Origin of the sequence: Bacillus sp. Brlt_9, assembly GCF_051948935.1 — a bacterium.
Lineage (GTDB): Bacteria > Bacillota > Bacilli > Bacillales > Bacillaceae_G > Bacillus_A.
In genome coordinates, this window is sequence record NZ_JAYJLO010000003.1 from 525964 (window position 1) to 542222 (window position 16259).

A 16259-nucleotide genomic window follows, 5' to 3' on the forward strand; every position below is an offset into this window, starting at 1 on the left:
TAGTGTTTAAAGGTTTACATAAGGCTCTGTCCCATTCTTGATTCGGATGTAATTTTTTCTGTGTTTAAATACAATGAAACAAAGAATAACGAATGTAAAAGAAGTAAAATATAAATCGTCTGTGATCACTGAAATGACAAATAAAAGATAGGCAAGAGTAGAGGAAGTTAAAGATACATATTTAGTACCTTTTAGTATGAGATAAAACAGTGGAATGAAGTAGAGGAATATAAAAGGAGAATACCATAAAATAACCCCGGCAGTAGTAGCTACGGCTTTTCCTCCTTTAAACTTTGCGAACACAGGGTAACAATGTCCAATTATGGCGAAGATACCTGGTATTATGGGATGTAGGTCTATTCCTAAAAGAAATGGTAAGGCGGCAGCTAAAGTACCTTTACCTAAATCACCTATTAATACTAGAATCCCAGCCTTTTTCCCTAGAATTCTAAAGGTGTTTGTTGTCCCTAAGTTACCACTTCCGTGATTTCTTATATCAGTTTCATAAAACTTTATTCCAACTATAAGTGCGAAGGGGATTGATCCTAGTATATATGCTATGAATAAAATAAGAATGCTCAATATTGTTCACCTCATTAATTGTTTATATGTGTTTTTTAAATGTTTTAGACAAAGAACGGGCATTTACTTTAATTTGTATACATAATAGTGAATTAGAATAATTCTTAGTCTTAAATAGGAGTACAGATTATCCGAACGGGCTTCAGGTTTGGGATGAAAGTGAGGTTGGGTAGGGAGTAGTCCTTTGACCATAAGATATGTACTGCCTTATGTATCTAAAGTGTATCCTTCTCAAATAATTCAATTGGATTAAAAAACAATAAAAAAACAAGAAAATATAAAAAGATTTATATTTATGTATTGAAAAATATATTAATGTTATAGTATAATAACTTTAGAGTTTTCAACTGAAATAAAACTGTTTGGACAGCGCGGTTTATAAATATTTTAGTAGGAAAACTGAGACAATAGCTGTCTAGTTTAGATTCATCAAAATTAGATTATTCCGTATATAACCTAAAAAATAATCTAGTTACTATCTATAGTTCTGTTCTTACGTTCTTTTTATGCATAAGTCTTAAGTGAGTTAGACTATTTGAAGTATCCGTAACTTCGAGCAATGAAACCGTCAATAAAAGGCGGTTTTTTTGTTTTGTTAAAACTGAAATTGAAATATGTATTGAAAAAAATAAAAGAGTGATTTAAAATAAAAAAGCAATTACTTTCTACCTGAGAAAGTAGATAGGAAATGTGTGGCGCGTTTTCTATTTTAATTATGGATCATATATTGGCATATATGAGGGTAAGTGCATATTCGATTCTTTATCGCGTACTTAATAGTTATGGTGGCTAGAAACAGAGCATTCTTATTTTTAAAATAAGGGTGCTCTGTTTTATTTATTCCACTCGAATATAAATAAATGTAAAGAAAACATAAATGGTTTTATATATTATTATTGTTTTTTACTTTCAGCTCATTTATAATGAAAGTACAATTCTTACAGCGATATATTAGTTAGGTAACCTAGTTTATTGCTGTTTACTGGTGGGTTTTCTCATTAGTATCAAAACACATATTGTTACCTTCTTTCGTTCATAAAGACATCTCCGTCCTGTGAATTTTCAACTGACAAAAATCATACAGAAATAAAACCTAGACATTATTGTCTAGGTTTTATTTTTTTAGAGCATATTGAGCGAAAAAAGGGGGATGAGTATGGATAGAATCAATTTGAAGAGGGTAATATTAGACCGGATTTCGGATGAACTTCCTTTTCTTAGCTTAATAAATGAGTTTGATTTTCCTCCTATTACCGAAGAAACTATAGAAGAAGTACGAAAAATAATTATCAAAGATGACTTTAGAGAAAGTTGTTACGAAGCTATCTGGGATGAAATAGAAGAAATCCTCTTCAAACTTAATGATGAAGAAGTGCCTAAAATTTATAAAAAAAGAATAGATGGGTATTTGAAGCTCTTAAAACGAGTTATTAATGATAATTTTCACCTTGTTTATTCGACCTATTTGGGGATTAAGGTAAAAATTAATCGAGTGGTACTGGTCAGTCAATTATTTGATGCTGGTAATAGCGCGGAAGTATTAAAACTATTGACCATATTTGAATATCCTAACATAGAGGGGCTAGAAATAAGATGCTGTTTTGTTTCAGAAAGTGAACGAGCAAAGATTGAAAACGAAGTGATCAACTTTATACATATGAAAATAAACGAAGAGTTTGCCGGCATTGAAAAGTTGAATTATGAAATTAAGCAAGATTGGAATGGAGTAGTTCAAAAAATAATTACTGAAGAAATCGATAAATTGATTGAGAGAATGACAATCTAATGAATTTAATTATTATTAAACGCTAAAAAACTAGGATCCAAATGATTCCTAGTTTTTCTATAATTAATTTATTTTTCGGTTTGACTTTTTTTAGCTATGTAAAGTGCTAGCATTCCATAACCTATAGTTTTAACAATTGACGCATAGTAATTTCCGGTATCGTTAGTTAATAGATATACTATTGTTTCGATTGATGATGAACCAGTTCCGGCGAAGGCAAAAGCAAGATTAAATTTGTTGTTGAACACAGGTGTTCCTCCTTTAAGACTAACAATTTTATATAGTATATTCTAATTTTCTTCAAAAAAATAGAATAATAAAAAATTAAAGAATGCCCCATCATCATTGTAATTTGAGGGAAATCGTTTCATTGGTATTTGGAAAATATAAATGGGGAGAGTAAAAAAGACTTATCAAAATTGTATAAGTCTATTTTGTTTTTTAATAGGGAGTTTACGCTCGCCCATAGTAATTTTCTTGGAACTTATTTGTAGTCACTAGGTTAAAGACAATTAGGGAAATATCACAAAACCAATCTAGTTTTTTGTTTTCAAAGTCTAGTGTTTCTTCGAATGCTTTCCCAAACTCTATCTTCCATAAAGCATCAAACGTCTCTTTATTTAAAGTGAACCACATTGTGTAAGGCTCGGTGAATTCACCGCCTATATATTGAATGTAGACTGTTTGTTCAACTAGTTTGATACCATTAAAGTTGTTCATAAAATCGAACTGCGCATTAGTATAATGCCAAATGCCTTGTTCTAAATCAAATAGCTTTGTACTTCCAGAAATAATCTCCATTTTAAATGCTCCTTTGTTTTTTTATAGTATACATTTGAAGTTAATTTAATTAGAAAAAAAGGTTAAATAATAAAAGGTTCTTTTTTTATTACTGGTTATAAGTGCGATATACTATATTTAATAAAATTTGTGTTAAGGAGAGATTATATGTTTCTGGATTCTAAAAATATTCCTGAAGACTTTCCGTTAGGTCGTTTAGATCATTTAATAATTGCTGTTGATTCTCTTTTGGATAGAGGAGCAGTACCATCTTATTTGTCCGATGAAATATTATGGTGTCTTGAAGGCTTATTTGAAGGTCACACTTTAATTGAACACGTTATTGCAAATGCAGACGATGCTGTAAAAGAGCTATTTGTGAATGCGTATATTGAGGTTATTAATAAAGAGAAATTAGAAAAAGAGGGTAATGTGAGTCAAAAAAATGAAGTAGAAATAGAGTTGGTAAAGTACGAGAATAATAAGAAGTGGCGCACAAACCATATTAATAATATGAAAAGGTTTATTGATGGAGGAGAACTAGCAGAAACAGAGGTAGAGAAAATGATTCTCCTGTCGGTTTCGTTGGAACAAGCAGCTAGTATAAAGGGTGTTAGCCTCTATAGTTATCAATACTTCCTAAGTGCAATGATTGGAAGGATGGAATTAGTTTCTAAGTTAAAGAAAGTAATGACAAATGGGAAAATAAAGGCCGTTACTGATCTAACAAGGGAACAATTAGAATTAGTGGATAAATATTTTAAAGATGGACAAATCGTAAATAGTTAATTTTAAACTTACTCTTTAAGGGGTAAGTTTTTTTGTAATGCATAGCAATGCAAAACAATGCATTGTAATGTACGTAAAGTCATTTTTTTAAAGTGTAGATTTTGAGGGTATAATGAGAAAAAAGAATGAGGAGAAATATATGATAGGACTAATGGAAGACCTTGATAAGAGGTTTAAACGACATTTAGAAAAACACAAACATATTAAGATAGTTAAGGGTGCTAATGTACGTAAAAGGTGGAAAGAATGCAGTGAAAAAAACTGTATAGGTGTGATTTATGGAGAAAGATATTTAACGGATTTCCTCTATGAAATTGATTTCAGTCAATGTAATGAAATCGATTATAAGAGAATTGAAGAATATATAAGTAGATATGAACAATTATTCAAAAGAAAGCCTGTGGTTTTTCATACTTCGCACGGCTTTATTGATAGTAAAATACAGTATATAGAAACGAAGCAATCTACAGAGACAATCTTTAATTTATTAGATAATGAGTTGTGTGACAGGTTAGGAGTACAGTTACCATTTATAAGTTTAGAAGGGCTTAGTGAGGAAGAATGGCTAAAAAGATATCTAGTAAATTCCAAGTCGAATTTGATCTATGGTACTGAAGTGGATGAAGCTTTTGATCTGTTGCTTAAACAAATTGTAAATTCTTTCAATGCTGCGGCAAGAGAATTACAGAATTCGTTTGATAGTAATGGAATTCCACCAGTGTATCAAATGAGTGATAGAGTATGGTAAGTACAGAAAAAGGACCAATTAAGGTCCTTTTATTATTTTTTTAGTACCCTATAATCTTTCAAAATGTTATATAGAGTACTTGTATCGTTTATAGTACCTTGTTCTAACCAAAGTTCATTAATGTGTTCAATTTTCCAACTGCTATCGGGATCAAATGAAACTTTCAAGCCATTTGGATGTTGTAGGGTTATCATTGGGGGAGTGAAGGGGTGTAATATAAATCCGTGTGTTTGTAAGTTACTAGCTACAAATAAATGCATAAAGTTACCTCCTAGATTGTTTCGCTAATTATATACTTGGAAAAACCATAAGAGTATAGGGGAAGAGTAAGAGTGTTTTATGTTTTTTTCAGAATAGATAGTAAGAAATATATAATTAGTATACAAGTGAATTAGGAGGTATCATTGTGTTTTTTGCAGTGTATACAGTTGTATTTTATTCAGTAGAATTTGACGAAATTGATTTTTATGAAGCTAATGATTTTAAAGAGGCGAATGAATTTATTAAAAATGTTATAAAACGCGGTGATAGGGTAATAAAAATATATGATAAAAATGCCCCTATGACTCATAATGATTTTGAAAAGGTTCCTGAAGATACTCAAGGTGTTTGGTTTGTATCGCAGTGGGTCTTAGCTGGAGTAGGAGAAACAAAAGGATATTATTTTAATAGTGTTGCGGAATTGAAAGTGAATTTACCTAGGTTAATTGCTGAAGCAGAAAGTGAAGATAGGATAGATGTTGGAGAAGATTATGTAATAATATTCCCTCCGGATGCAAGAGGTTGGGATTTAGATACATTCGAAATAATAATGATGTTTACTCCAAAATAAAAAATGAATATTATCACCATAAGTTAGATTTCAAGGTATAATTTTCAAAATAAACAAGGAAGAGTGATAATATGAATACAGTATTTAAACAAGCGCATAAGGTAAAATTTAATATAGCAGAGGGAGCGCATATTGGCTGCAATATAGTTTTGGAGGATAAGCCGTTAGTAACTCATAAAGAACTTCAAGAACTAGCGTTACAAAAATTAAATTCAATTTACTTTGCATTCGATGTAATTCTGAAAGAGTCAAACTATGATTTTGAACAATGCCTATCGATAACTATTGATGATAAGGATGATCCAAATTATTTAGTAGCAGATTGGCTGTTTGAAGATGGACGAACGACTGATGAGGATATAAATTGGAATGACTTTACTGATGGTCTGAGTGGGGCAGAAGTAAAAGAGAGTAAAGCTGAATATTTTGAAGTAATAGATATGCTGCGAAAAATTGAACTAATTGCAGAAATGTAGAAAATAAACAATTAAAAGATCTTAAACTACTTAAGGTCTTTTTTTTATATAAAAAAAACAAGGTTCTACTTATCCTAAAAAACCCGTAATTATAATGTTGAGAAGCATAGAAAGGAAGAGTGATGCTATGAGTTTAGTATTTATGCAATTATATGAAGTGAGATTTAATATTGGAAAAGGGGTATATATTGGCTGTAATATCTTTTTAGAGAATAATAAGTTAATAGATGTAAAAGAACTTAAGGAGCTAGCAATTGCTAAATTAAATAAGACATACTTTGCATTCGATGTAATACTTAAAGAGGCAAAATTTGAACAGGTAAAGACGAAAACTATTGATAATAAGGATAACCCTAATTATGGAGTGGCTCAGTGGTTGTTTAATAACGGACGTGAATCTGTACATATAACCTGGAGTGATTTTGCTGACGGTATTATAGGAGCGGATGTAGATGAAAGTGAAGTTGAGTATGCTGAAACAAAAGATATGCTAAAAACATTAGAATTAATTAAAGTGTTATAAAAGAATATACGATAAAGAGACCTTAACTTACTTAAGGTCTCTTTTTATATATAACAAGAAGCCCTTACATATTCCAAAGGATTCCGATTGCACCCTTATCTAAATGCGCTGATATACACGTATGAATAGGTGTAATATCGCACTTAGGAAAATGTTTTTTTAGGTCTTCTACCTGATTAGAATTAAAGTAACCAATAGTAGATGACTTGCATTCCTCATACTCTTTAGAAAACTGATCAATTAATGTCTTGTATGCTTTAGTAAAAGTTCGTTTCTTTTCTAAGATTTTAAGGTGTCCATTGTCCATAATGAATATAGGATGTATTTTTAGTAGTTCCCCAATAAAGTATTGTGCTGCGGAAATTCGTCCACTTAACTTGAATCGCTCTAAAGATCCGGGAATAAAAATAGCTTTAGAACCCTTCGCCATATCATTAAGAGTGCTTCCTAGTTCCTCTATTTCGAGACCTTGGTGAGTCATCTCTATAGCCTGAGATAGTAAATAACTAAGGTGAGAACTAGCGCCCCTAGAATCAATTGCAGCAAATTTTAAACCTAATTGAGTTGCTAGCATTGTAGATGTTTGTAGAGTACCACTTATAGTAGAAGAGATGTGAATAAATACGAACTCATCGTATTTTTCTTTTAATTCCAGTAATAATTTTTCTGTATTTCCGATGTTAGGCTGACTAGTGGTTACTTTCTGCTTATTATCGAAAGCCGAAAGTAGAATCTGGGTATCGAAGTTATCATCATCTAAGTATGTTTTCTCTCCGATTTGCAGGATAATTGGAAGTACAAAGCAGTCCTTTGGCAATGCAACTGGACCGATTGACGAATCAACTATAAAACATCTTTTCAAAAAAAGACCTCATTTCTATATTAAAAGTGTGCTTAAATAAAGCAGATTATTTGCCCTTGTTGTTTTTACTCTATATATCCTTATTCAGATCGTGAACAATTTGCTCTAAATTATTTGGAAGCTGCTTAATTCCAAAACCAAGTAACAATACAGAAGTAGGTCCGCGTGATAAAACTTTAATAGCAATCTCATTTTCAGTAATATAGAAAGCTAAGTTAAAGGATTCAAATTTTGTGTTAAGAGTATTTAAAATGTAATTTACAGTTTCCTGTAGATGTATGGCTAAAATGTCTAATCTATTAAGGTCCTTTAGGATTAAATTAAATTCAAAGAACTCGTTTCTAGGCTGTGTAGAGATGTTCCAGGTAAAAGTATCATCAGCATATATTGTTAGGCCTTCAAGGTCGGATTTGTTTAGGTTACTACGGTAATCTTTATCTTCGATTCCAATCACTTGCATATGCGAATGATTTATACTGGCCCCCGAAAATGCACCGTGATTTTTGAAGAATAGTACTGATGTAAATTTGGGATCTTTAGCTAGATTATGATAATGATCTAATGCAAAAGTGAGAAGTTTTGTAAGATAGGGGATTGAATAAGTTCCAATATGTTCCCCGCAATTTTTATGCTCGATTAATACTGTAGGGTATGTATTTTCTAATACAGGGAATTTATTCTTTATGATCATAAAGTCTTCTGTTTCTGATATGATTCCATTTTCAAGACGTAGTGAGTCCCTGTTGCAAAATGGGCATTGAGACTCCTTATTAAATACAGTGTTAGGTTTACTTTTGCCTGTGCCGGCTCGATAAGTTATGTATGTCATTTAAAAAACCTCCTAATTCTATTTTTTTAGAAAATGGAACTATTCCTTAAATTTGGCAAGGAAAAGTGATGTGCGGAGGAAGTATAGAGTAGGGAATATCTTTGAGGAACGAAAAAAAAGACACTGGGAAAGTGTCTTAATTAGAATTTAATTATATTTTTTTAAAATGTCGTTTTGCTTTTTGACATTTTTATATAAGTTATCAATATGAGAACTTAATAATGAATCCAATAATTTTGAATCTTTTTCATCTGTAAAAGTACTAACCACATTTAAAGCATTTTCTAAATCAGTGATAGTATTTAATGCATTTTTCTTTAACTCTAAAGTATCTTTATACTTTACATCATAATTTATAATTTTATTTTTTAGTTCACTAAGCTCTCTTGCATATTTATAGCTGTTTTCTAAACCTTTTTCTTCAATTAACCAATCAGTATATTCAGGTGTTCCACTTTTTTCTGTAACAGTTGTAATATATTTACTTGTTTCTTTTAATAGTTCTTTGTCCAATTCTTTTTTAAAAGCATTGAATTCCTGAGTTTCATTTTGTACGTTGTAACCTGCTGTCGAAAAACCGGCGAATAAGATTGAGATAACTCCTAAAATAGCAATAAGTAATTTCTTTTTCATAATATGTTTTCTCCTTTGTTGAGTGCTGTATTATTTAGCCCTCATATGTATTTTTTATATAATACTGATTTTTTAATGAAATTGGGAAAAAAATCAAAAAAGAAAAAGCTCATCAAATGATGGGCTTTTATAAAACTTTATTACTATTGATTGGAACTTTAATTAAGAAATAAAATCAGTTGCTACTAACGATTGACGTACCGGTAATTCTTCACTTGTAATAGGGTTAAAATAGGTGATTATCATATCGAAACCTTCTTGTTTCACGCCTTTAATTTGATAATCCAGCATACTTTCGAACTTAGAAAATACCTGTTTAGGTTTCACTTTATACTTGTGATTGTAAAGATCTTCGAGTAAGTCACCGCTGTATACTCCAATTGCGTCAACTAAAATAGCAATATCATCTTCACTCCAACCTGTTATTGTATAATCTCCAGCAAAATATTCTAGTTTATAGCTTTCGTTTTGATAGTTGAAGATTAAATGCCATTCATCGTCATAGCAATCGTCATCTCGTTCAATCCATTGAATTTGGTTTAAATCCTTCGTAGTAACTTCATTTATTTGTGCTGCGGCCTGTTTCCATTTGTTTTGAATGTCTAAGTTAAATTCCATTGAGTACACTCTCATTTCATTAGTTTTTTACATATTACAGGATAATTAATGGAATGGAGTGAAAAAAGAAAAAAGCTCATCAAATGATGGCTTTTTATAATTTATTGATAGTAGTTTCAACAAGGTTTTGAGAAACTGTAATTCTTTCCTGTGTTGCAGGATTGATATAGGTGATAGTACAGTTGCTCAGTCCTACAATTTCAACGTTTTCGACAGTCCAATTTACAATGTTTTGAAGATCGTTTAACTTTTTATCTGGTTCTACAAAGAAAGTGAAATCATATAAATCCCATCTTAATCTTTCAACATCGTATTCTTCCATAGCAAGATACAATAGTTCGATATCTTCCTTTGACCAATCTTCAACTTTGTATTCTGTAGTATCTCTTTCAGCGTATTCAAAACCAAAAGTTTCACCATTATACTCGAAATAGATTGTCCACTCAAATTCAGGATCTAGTGGCGCACCTTTAACCCATTCAACTTTAGTAAGGTCGATATTACCTTCAACGTTTATTTTCTTAACTGCTTCTAACCATCTTTGGTTAATCTGTTCTTTTGTAATTTTCATTCTTAAGTACCTTCTTCCCGTGTTTTTCTTATGATACCAGCTTTAAAAAATATTAATGAAAAAAACTAAAATTCTAGAATCGAAGAGTAATTTCGAATAGGTAATTGTTACTAAACAAATATAAGAGGTATTATGTATATAAGGTTATACGAAATAAGGGGGATATAGATGAATCGGCTATTATGGTTATGTAGTATTATGGTTCTGTTACTAGTGTCGATTGTAGGTTGTTCAGATAAGAAAATACCAGAAGGATTTTCAGAACAATCTTATCAAGATTTTACGGAGATATATAATAACTATCTAAAAGCTAAACCGACTCTTAATAGGGAGGGTGGATCAAAAGGTTTTGGAGATCTTTGGGAATATGAAAAAAAGAAAGATGAAGGGGAATTAACTGAAGTAGAGCAAGAAGTTTTAGACAAGTTGGGCAAATTGTTTCTAATTTATAGTTCTTTGGTATCAAAAAAAGAAAATACGATTACTGATGAAAAAGTTGCGGCCCTAAATGATTGGGTAGCAGAGGATGAGTATAAAATTCCTGCATTAGAAGAGTCAATTGAAACTTTACTTCAGTTACCAAAGACAGAGAAAACAGATAGAAAAAAGCCTGGTGGGCAAAATAAGAAGCAAAACTCGGAATCTACAAATGATGTAAGTGCTGAGAATTGTCCCGCGCCTTATACAAAAGAGGATTGTGCAAAATTTGAAGAGTATTATAAGAATGGTGAGGGACGTTTCGAACCTGGGAAGTAATTATATTGAGTTTAAGAGATAAAAAACGCCTTAGAATTCGGTCTAAGGTGTTTTTATTTATTGATTATAAAGTTCTCAGAAAAAAATCAGATTAAAAAAGACCTACCAATTATGGTAAGTCTTAATAGTATCTATAGGTATGCTAGCAAGCTTCTTTTTGTTTCTTATAAGGTTCTAATAAAAGTGATTTAAACAAGGAAGCCATTTTTTTATTATCAAAGCCTATGGTTTTACCGTTTTCTTTAATTTTGCAAATTTTAACGATAGAAAATAACAATTTGGAATTTTTTCCGCTTTTATATTGCCATTTTTCATTGATAATAGATTCGAAATCATCTTTTGTTTTAATTACCTTTGATGAAATTAAATGAGCAAGCTTATCTAAAGTTAATTCCGTAGAATCAGTATTACTTGTAATCTTAGGGGTTGATACTATTTCTTTTTTCTTGTCTAAGGAGATAATGTCCTTTGGACGATCAATTTTCTCTTCTGATGTATTGTCATTTGGAATGAATTCATCTAAGCAAATTTGTTCTTGAGAAGTTGCATCTTTATCTGATTCTTCTTGTTTATTGATGTGTGCTGTAGGTTCTAATTGTTCAGTAACAACTTCTTTAGTTTTATGTTGTTTCGATTCTGATTTATTCGAGTCCGTAATAACTTGGACTGCTGTAATATTCTTATTGTTACATACAGGTTGGAACATTTTTTGTAACTCATTTTCTATAATTTGTTCGTGTTCAATCGTTTTAGGATCCAGCGTTTGAACTCCGAATACTGATGTAATTTCTTCCTCTATTTCTCTTTCGAAATCATTAGTAAAAATTATATCTTTAGTAGTAGTTGTATGATTACTAGCAAGTGAATCTTGATATGTCATTTCAGATTTCTGTGACTTGCGTAAAGCTCTTTTTTCGATTTTATACCGTGTGACAACATCTTGCTTGAACTCAACCAATGTTTTGTTATAACGTTTTAAGGCCATTTCAAAAGTTTCATCTGTACCGTATAGACATTGGTAATCATTCATTACCTCATACAGTCCTGTAGATAATCCAGCTAATCCTTTAATAGCTGGACCACAAGCATCCATAAGTAAATTTTCATATGTGTGTTCGGTTGGTGTAGAAGTATAAATTGAATTTGAATTTACAAGTTCAGGTGATTTAATATTCGTTTCATTCATACTAGCCTTCAAATTCTTTTCTTTTCTAATAGCTCTCATTTTGTCTTTAAAAGTTTTAATTACATCGCTTATAAAATCAGTATAAGATTTATCGTAATGTGTTAAAACCTCATCAAATGATTCTTCGGTATCAAATGAAAGTTGGAAACCTTCCATTAAATCGTTTACCCCCATTTTTAAAGAACCTGTTCCTCCAATCGCGTAGTAGCAAGCATCAGTAAGTAAATTTTCGTATGTATATCCGTTAGTAATAAATTTCATAGTCTTTGTCATAATAAGCACTCCTTATGTTCATTTCAGTGTATTTTTAATATTGTAAAGGAACGAAATTTTTTTTGAGAAAAAAGAGAAATTTATTTGGGTAATAAAAACGTTTTTTCCACTCTTAAAGAGCGAAATGATACAGTAGTTTGTAGATAAAGGTTATAAGGAGTAGTGAATGAAGTAATGGTATTTGATTTAGTAAAGTACAGAATTGAAGGGACCGAAATAGGGAAGGGTACCGCAGTTGGTTTAGTAAAACAAGGCGATAGGTACACTACCTTCGAGATTTGTATTCAAAAAAATGAAACTACCGGATATAGTATTGAATATTTAAAAGATCCGAAATCTGATTTTTTATTGAGATTTCTAGAAAAATGTTTTAGTAACGAATCATTAGAAAATTATTTGATTCCTGATTATCGAGGCAATTGGGTTATCGTAGTTAGTCTATAACTGCATTTTTATAAAAAATAAATACTTACTTACATTAGACACCTGTTCATACAGGTGTTTTTAACTATTTTCATTATTTTTTCTATAGGTTAAATTTTAAACTACTATATTAAAAATGAAGTTCGAATAGGAGAGTAGGAAATGATCATTACAAATGAAAAAATGACTGATTTATTCCCAGTAGTTGTAGGGAAATGGAAAAGACTTTTCTTATCGAAAGAAATTGATATTAGTAAAATGATAAAAGACTATGATATGACAACTGAATATGAGAATTATCAAGATGTAGTTTTATATGTTGATGAAGAATTTACTGTAAAAGGAATTGTAATTGAGTATTGGAAGAACCAAGGGTTTTTATATACTCCGATGGAAGCTAGTTTATCGTTTCTTGATAAGGAAACTAAAACTGTTGCGCAAATTTTTGATGAAGGTAAAAAGTGGGGGTATGAAGGGCTTGAATTACTTCCGACAACAAAAAACTATACGATCAGAGTCCAAGAAGAGACAGCTGAAAATTTAGAAATAGCTTCTTTATTCTTGATGCACGATTTACGTAAGTAAAATCAATAATTTGTCTATTAGAGTTAAGAAAACAAAATAATACTAATCTCAGATATAGGAAACGATATACATTTAAGGAGTGGAAATAATGTTAAATATTCAAGAAGCGGTAGTAGAAAAATTAATTGAAAAAGGGTTCAGTACAGATGAAGAAACGATTAAACGTGTTTTAAAAAGCTTTTCAGAAGAGCTTATTGAAAACGATTTTTATGGAATTCTCGAACAAGTAATTGACCTAAGTGATATAGAAAAAAGTGTATATAATATAGAAAATATCGAGATAGGAAGGGTATATGAATTATTACCTTATAACGGAATGAAGCCGAGTTTACATCATCAAAAAGTACAGGTACTAGAAAAAATAGATCAAACATTGAAAGTTCAAGTTGCAACTGGAAGAATGAGAGGTAAAGAAATTTTAATTGAGCCAAATCGTTTTAAAACGATTAATCGATTGCAATAGGAGATAATCTAATACGGTTGCTATAAAGTACAAAAGAACAAGATATATCTTGTTCTTTTTCTTTTATTTTAAATTCGTGTTGAGGGCGGATAAAACATCCTCTAACTCTTCTATATAACCTAATATTTTACGAATGTCGTACTGCCAGTTTTCTATATTAATGGCAAATTTCTTGTATTCCTCGTGGTCAATTGATAGAGCATTAAACACTATGGCAGTATCACGAATTGCAGCAGCATCAATTGAAATTGAATTTTCAAGTTCAAGTATAGCGTCCTGAACCTGTATTGATATTGCAGCTGCATTTTGTTTTAGCTTTATAATTGTGTATTTTATGAGATTTATTTTTTCAGATTCATAACCAACTAATCCACCGTTGGTGTGGCGTTTCATCATCTCATTTAAGGTTTCGTCTGTACCATAACCTTGTTCTAACCCTGTGAACGTGTCAAAAGCCGCATCATTGATGGAATCTTTAAAGTCCCAAGTACATTTGCGTGTTTCGGGTGTTTTTTTCATTTGGGCACCTTCTTATTAATAGAGTTGTTTTCAGTGTATCAAATGGGGTGTTAAGTTATGAAAAAAGAGGATATCAATATCTTTACTAATCATAAATAAATTGTCCCGGAATAAATTAGAAAAGGAAAAGGGGGACAAGGGATGACTATAATAAGAATGGTGTCTATTTTTATAGTGATGGTGGGATTTATGTTCTGTTTTGGATTGATAGATAGGATATTTCATCTAGGTCTAACTTCCGAAAGAAGTATTGAAGTTTTTTTAACGCCTTTTATCTTTATAAGTGCACTAATTATTGTGATTCCAAGTTTAAGAAAAGATTTTGTAGATCGATTCTTAATTGATAAGGAAAACATACATAAAGCTATATGTTTTCCGATTTTAGCAGGGATAGGGCTGGTGTTTATTGCTAATGTGGTTAGGTTTATACCATATTGGCTTGGAGGAGATCAAATAATAGAAGTGGGGACTAAACAAGTTACAACAATAGAAGAAATGACCGATGCGGGGCTATTAATTGGTGTAAGTATATTAGGGCCATTTACTGAAGAGTTTTTATTTAGATACTTGTTATACGGTGGAATTTTTGTTTTGTTCTTTAAGGGCGTAAGTGAGTCTCAAGTATCACAAAAAATAGTAGACCATTTGTATATAAATAAAACAGCGAAATACATTTGGTCCTGGATACTTATTACGAACATTGTATTCGCATTAATGCACGGACCAAATTTGATGAACTTTTGGATGTACTTAATACCTGGGATGGTGGATGCTTGGTTTTTTATTACGTATGGATTTCTAGCATCGTGGCTATCGCATTCTATGTTTAATTTGTTTTCCGGTATTACAATGCAAATATTAATTGGCCTAACTATATAACCATTATTGGGGCGAAAAGGGTAAACGAATATATAATAGTATATAAAAATATCTCTCCTTATATATATTTTCATATACTTTTAAAAATATGATAAAATATATATAGATATATAGACATTGGAGGAATAAGCGTTGGAGAGAGAATTAGTTATTTTCCCAAAAGAAGAAGTGTATTCAATTGGATTAGATTCATATAATGCGCAAGCTGGAGCTATTTGCATTCTATTGTTTGATGGATTTACAGTTGAGGAAATAAGAAATATTAAAAATGACGATATAGAAGTTGAGAAGTTTTCTAGTAATAAAGAGTTATCTCAGTTATTAGCTGCTGCTGGTAAAGAAGAAGAATGGGTTAATTTAGAAGATGATAAAGTGATACATCTACCTTTATCTAAAGAGGGATTTGTTTTTAGAGAAGGGGATGGAGATCAAATATCCGTTGAAACCGTTAATAAAAGGGTGGAAGATGAATTAAAATCAAATGGTTACTTTGATGTTGGTGTGCAAGATATTATTGAGAGTGGAAATTATCATAGAAATAATGAGCAGTAAATTAGGAAGTTAAAAAACTTATCCAATAGAGGATAAGTTTTTTTGTTAGAAGTTATATACTTTAGAATTGATTATTGATGAATCTGCATTAAATAAAAGATCGTCATTTAACTCGTTACTGACTTTTTTTAGTCTTGTATTTTGTATTATATGTATAACCTTATCAATATTAATGTTAGTAATTTGTTGTGTTCTGAAAACATTCTTTCTGTGTAGTTCGTAGCATCTAGTGGCAAATTTATGTACTTCATTTTTATCTAATTCTTTGTTCAGAAGTTCAGTGGGAATTGCTACGATTAATGAAAAGAAATCTACTAACTTTAAGTCATTTTTCTCAATATAATAGAAAGAAATATAGTTCTCTTTGTACAGAATAAATAACGTATCGGCAGGATTTATACTATTAGATGCTATACATTCATTAATATAGCGGAAATCAGATAGGTTCTCTGTTTGCATTTTGAAACACATCCTTTTTGATTTTATTATATACTAATTGATTTGTTTATATTGGTTAAATAATTGTGAACACGGTACTAATATTAATATGTTGTAATTAATATTATTTTGCAGAGTATAATGTAAATATAATAT

The 16259-nt window shown here is 30.7% G+C and carries 24 protein-coding genes; 12 read left to right on the forward strand and 12 right to left on the reverse strand.

The features are described from left to right. Positions 1–6: 6 nt before the first annotated feature. On the reverse strand, positions 7–582 hold the full coding sequence (gene plsY / locus VF726_RS15180; protein ID WP_440169587.1) for a glycerol-3-phosphate 1-O-acyltransferase PlsY: 576 nt from the start codon (positions 580–582) through the stop codon (positions 7–9). A 1156-nt stretch (positions 583–1738) separates the two neighbouring features. On the opposite strand from plsY, the gene VF726_RS15185 reads away from it, so the two are divergent. Then, positions 1739–2368 (forward strand): hypothetical protein, encoded by a 630-nt coding sequence (locus VF726_RS15185; protein ID WP_440169590.1) that lies wholly within the window; start codon positions 1739–1741, stop codon positions 2366–2368. A 68-nt stretch (positions 2369–2436) separates the two neighbouring features. Here the strand turns inward: VF726_RS15185 and VF726_RS15190 are convergent, their stop codons facing one another. After that, the gene (locus VF726_RS15190; RefSeq protein ID WP_440169592.1) at positions 2437–2616 is read right to left on the reverse strand and encodes a hypothetical protein; all 180 of its coding nucleotides are present in this window, start codon (positions 2614–2616) and stop codon (positions 2437–2439) included. A gap of 205 nt (positions 2617–2821) precedes the next feature. Next, complete coding sequence (locus tag VF726_RS15195) at positions 2822–3169, reverse strand: hypothetical protein (RefSeq protein WP_440169593.1); 348 nt, start codon at positions 3167–3169, stop codon at positions 2822–2824. A gap of 147 nt (positions 3170–3316) precedes the next feature. Here VF726_RS15195 and VF726_RS15200 point away from each other — a divergent pair, with 147 nt between their 5' ends. Further along, complete coding sequence (locus VF726_RS15200; protein ID WP_440169596.1) at positions 3317–3937, forward strand: hypothetical protein; 621 nt, start codon at positions 3317–3319, stop codon at positions 3935–3937. 139 nt (positions 3938–4076) lie between these two features. Then, positions 4077–4685: a hypothetical protein gene (locus tag VF726_RS15205; protein WP_440169598.1), complete on the forward strand. Its 609-nt coding sequence runs from the start codon at positions 4077–4079 to the stop codon at positions 4683–4685. A gap of 32 nt (positions 4686–4717) precedes the next feature. Here the strand turns inward: VF726_RS15205 and VF726_RS15210 are convergent, their stop codons facing one another. Beyond that, positions 4718–4945 (reverse strand): hypothetical protein, encoded by a 228-nt coding sequence (locus VF726_RS15210; protein ID WP_440169600.1) that lies wholly within the window; start codon positions 4943–4945, stop codon positions 4718–4720. Positions 4946–5091: 146 nt separating this feature from the next. Between VF726_RS15210 and VF726_RS15215 the strand changes: the two genes are divergently transcribed. The 3 genes from VF726_RS15215 (at position 5092) to VF726_RS15225 (ending at position 6516) form a co-directional block, all read left to right on the forward strand. Next, positions 5092–5517 (forward strand): hypothetical protein, encoded by a 426-nt coding sequence (locus VF726_RS15215; RefSeq protein WP_440169603.1) that lies wholly within the window; start codon positions 5092–5094, stop codon positions 5515–5517. Between the two features lie 71 nt (positions 5518–5588). Then, positions 5589–5993: a hypothetical protein gene (locus tag VF726_RS15220; protein ID WP_440169606.1), complete on the forward strand. Its 405-nt coding sequence runs from the start codon at positions 5589–5591 to the stop codon at positions 5991–5993. Positions 5994–6120: 127 nt separating this feature from the next. Beyond that, on the forward strand, positions 6121–6516 hold the full coding sequence (locus VF726_RS15225) for a hypothetical protein (protein WP_440169609.1): 396 nt from the start codon (positions 6121–6123) through the stop codon (positions 6514–6516). Between the two features lie 64 nt (positions 6517–6580). On the opposite strand, the gene VF726_RS15230 is transcribed toward VF726_RS15225, so the two are convergent. The 5 genes from VF726_RS15230 to VF726_RS15250 form a co-directional block, all read right to left on the reverse strand. Further along, entirely contained in the window at positions 6581–7378 is a 798-nt protein-coding gene (locus VF726_RS15230) for a DegV family protein (RefSeq protein WP_440169611.1), read from the reverse strand. Positions 7379–7448: 70 nt separating this feature from the next. Beyond that, positions 7449–8207, reverse strand: coding sequence for a DUF4931 domain-containing protein (locus tag VF726_RS15235; RefSeq protein ID WP_440169612.1), 759 nt, complete (start codon positions 8205–8207; stop codon positions 7449–7451). 147 nt (positions 8208–8354) lie between these two features. Further along, positions 8355–8840: a hypothetical protein gene (locus VF726_RS15240; RefSeq protein ID WP_440169615.1), complete on the reverse strand. Its 486-nt coding sequence runs from the start codon at positions 8838–8840 to the stop codon at positions 8355–8357. Positions 8841–9002: 162 nt separating this feature from the next. After that, positions 9003–9458: a hypothetical protein gene (locus VF726_RS15245; protein WP_440169618.1), complete on the reverse strand. Its 456-nt coding sequence runs from the start codon at positions 9456–9458 to the stop codon at positions 9003–9005. Between the two features lie 94 nt (positions 9459–9552). Next, positions 9553–10029 (reverse strand): hypothetical protein, encoded by a 477-nt coding sequence (locus VF726_RS15250; RefSeq protein ID WP_440169621.1) that lies wholly within the window; start codon positions 10027–10029, stop codon positions 9553–9555. A 168-nt stretch (positions 10030–10197) separates the two neighbouring features. Between VF726_RS15250 and VF726_RS15255 the strand changes: the two genes are divergently transcribed. Continuing rightward, entirely contained in the window at positions 10198–10785 is a 588-nt protein-coding gene (locus tag VF726_RS15255) for a hypothetical protein (RefSeq protein ID WP_440169623.1), read from the forward strand. 142 nt (positions 10786–10927) lie between these two features. Here the strand turns inward: VF726_RS15255 and VF726_RS15260 are convergent, their stop codons facing one another. After that, on the reverse strand, positions 10928–12244 hold the full coding sequence (locus tag VF726_RS15260) for a hypothetical protein (RefSeq protein ID WP_440169624.1): 1317 nt from the start codon (positions 12242–12244) through the stop codon (positions 10928–10930). 162 nt (positions 12245–12406) lie between these two features. Here VF726_RS15260 and VF726_RS15265 point away from each other — a divergent pair, with 162 nt between their 5' ends. From VF726_RS15265 to VF726_RS15275, 3 genes are all read left to right on the forward strand, one after another. Then, positions 12407–12688, forward strand: a complete 282-nt coding sequence (locus VF726_RS15265) for a hypothetical protein (RefSeq protein ID WP_440169627.1) — start codon at positions 12407–12409, stop codon at positions 12686–12688. 141 nt (positions 12689–12829) lie between these two features. Continuing rightward, positions 12830–13252, forward strand: a complete 423-nt coding sequence (locus VF726_RS15270; RefSeq protein ID WP_440169629.1) for a hypothetical protein — start codon at positions 12830–12832, stop codon at positions 13250–13252. An 88-nt stretch (positions 13253–13340) separates the two neighbouring features. Next, positions 13341–13715: a hypothetical protein gene (locus VF726_RS15275; RefSeq protein WP_440169631.1), complete on the forward strand. Its 375-nt coding sequence runs from the start codon at positions 13341–13343 to the stop codon at positions 13713–13715. 63 nt (positions 13716–13778) lie between these two features. On the opposite strand, the gene VF726_RS15280 is transcribed toward VF726_RS15275, so the two are convergent. Further along, a complete protein-coding gene (locus tag VF726_RS15280; RefSeq protein ID WP_440169634.1) occupies positions 13779–14234 on the reverse strand; it encodes a hypothetical protein in 456 nt (151 codons plus the stop codon). Between the two features lie 141 nt (positions 14235–14375). Between VF726_RS15280 and VF726_RS15285 the strand changes: the two genes are divergently transcribed. After that, positions 14376–15113, forward strand: coding sequence for a CPBP family glutamic-type intramembrane protease (locus VF726_RS15285; protein ID WP_440169637.1), 738 nt, complete (start codon positions 14376–14378; stop codon positions 15111–15113). Positions 15114–15245: 132 nt separating this feature from the next. Then, on the forward strand, positions 15246–15665 hold the full coding sequence (locus VF726_RS15290) for a hypothetical protein (protein ID WP_440169639.1): 420 nt from the start codon (positions 15246–15248) through the stop codon (positions 15663–15665). A gap of 45 nt (positions 15666–15710) precedes the next feature. Here VF726_RS15290 and VF726_RS15295 read toward each other — a convergent pair whose 3' ends face one another. Further along, on the reverse strand, positions 15711–16124 hold the full coding sequence (locus VF726_RS15295; protein WP_440169642.1) for a hypothetical protein: 414 nt from the start codon (positions 16122–16124) through the stop codon (positions 15711–15713). Positions 16125–16259 lie beyond the last annotated feature (135 nt).

Coding starts and splice junctions, on each gene's coding strand:
- VF726_RS15225 (WP_440169609.1), top strand. CDS start 6,121: ATGAGTTTAGTATTTATGCAATTATATGAAGTGAGATTTAATATTGGA.
- VF726_RS15245 (WP_440169618.1), bottom strand. CDS start 9,458: ATGGAATTTAACTTAGACATTCAAAACAAATGGAAACAGGCCGCAGCA.
- VF726_RS15200 (WP_440169596.1), top strand. CDS start 3,317: ATGTTTCTGGATTCTAAAAATATTCCTGAAGACTTTCCGTTAGGTCGT.
- VF726_RS15205 (WP_440169598.1), top strand. CDS start 4,077: ATGATAGGACTAATGGAAGACCTTGATAAGAGGTTTAAACGACATTTA.
- VF726_RS15235 (WP_440169612.1), bottom strand. CDS start 8,207: ATGACATACATAACTTATCGAGCCGGCACAGGCAAAAGTAAACCTAAC.
- VF726_RS15250 (WP_440169621.1), bottom strand. CDS start 10,029: ATGAAAATTACAAAAGAACAGATTAACCAAAGATGGTTAGAAGCAGTT.
- VF726_RS15220 (WP_440169606.1), top strand. CDS start 5,589: ATGAATACAGTATTTAAACAAGCGCATAAGGTAAAATTTAATATAGCA.
- VF726_RS15195 (WP_440169593.1), bottom strand. CDS start 3,169: ATGGAGATTATTTCTGGAAGTACAAAGCTATTTGATTTAGAACAAGGC.
- VF726_RS15295 (WP_440169642.1), bottom strand. CDS start 16,124: ATGCAAACAGAGAACCTATCTGATTTCCGCTATATTAATGAATGTATA.
- VF726_RS15280 (WP_440169634.1), bottom strand. CDS start 14,234: ATGAAAAAAACACCCGAAACACGCAAATGTACTTGGGACTTTAAAGAT.
- VF726_RS15185 (WP_440169590.1), top strand. CDS start 1,739: ATGGATAGAATCAATTTGAAGAGGGTAATATTAGACCGGATTTCGGAT.
- VF726_RS15260 (WP_440169624.1), bottom strand. CDS start 12,244: ATGACAAAGACTATGAAATTTATTACTAACGGATATACATACGAAAAT.
- VF726_RS15285 (WP_440169637.1), top strand. CDS start 14,376: ATGACTATAATAAGAATGGTGTCTATTTTTATAGTGATGGTGGGATTT.
- VF726_RS15275 (WP_440169631.1), top strand. CDS start 13,341: ATGTTAAATATTCAAGAAGCGGTAGTAGAAAAATTAATTGAAAAAGGG.
- VF726_RS15255 (WP_440169623.1), top strand. CDS start 10,198: ATGAATCGGCTATTATGGTTATGTAGTATTATGGTTCTGTTACTAGTG.
- VF726_RS15210 (WP_440169600.1), bottom strand. CDS start 4,945: ATGCATTTATTTGTAGCTAGTAACTTACAAACACACGGATTTATATTA.
- VF726_RS15270 (WP_440169629.1), top strand. CDS start 12,830: ATGATCATTACAAATGAAAAAATGACTGATTTATTCCCAGTAGTTGTA.
- VF726_RS15240 (WP_440169615.1), bottom strand. CDS start 8,840: ATGAAAAAGAAATTACTTATTGCTATTTTAGGAGTTATCTCAATCTTA.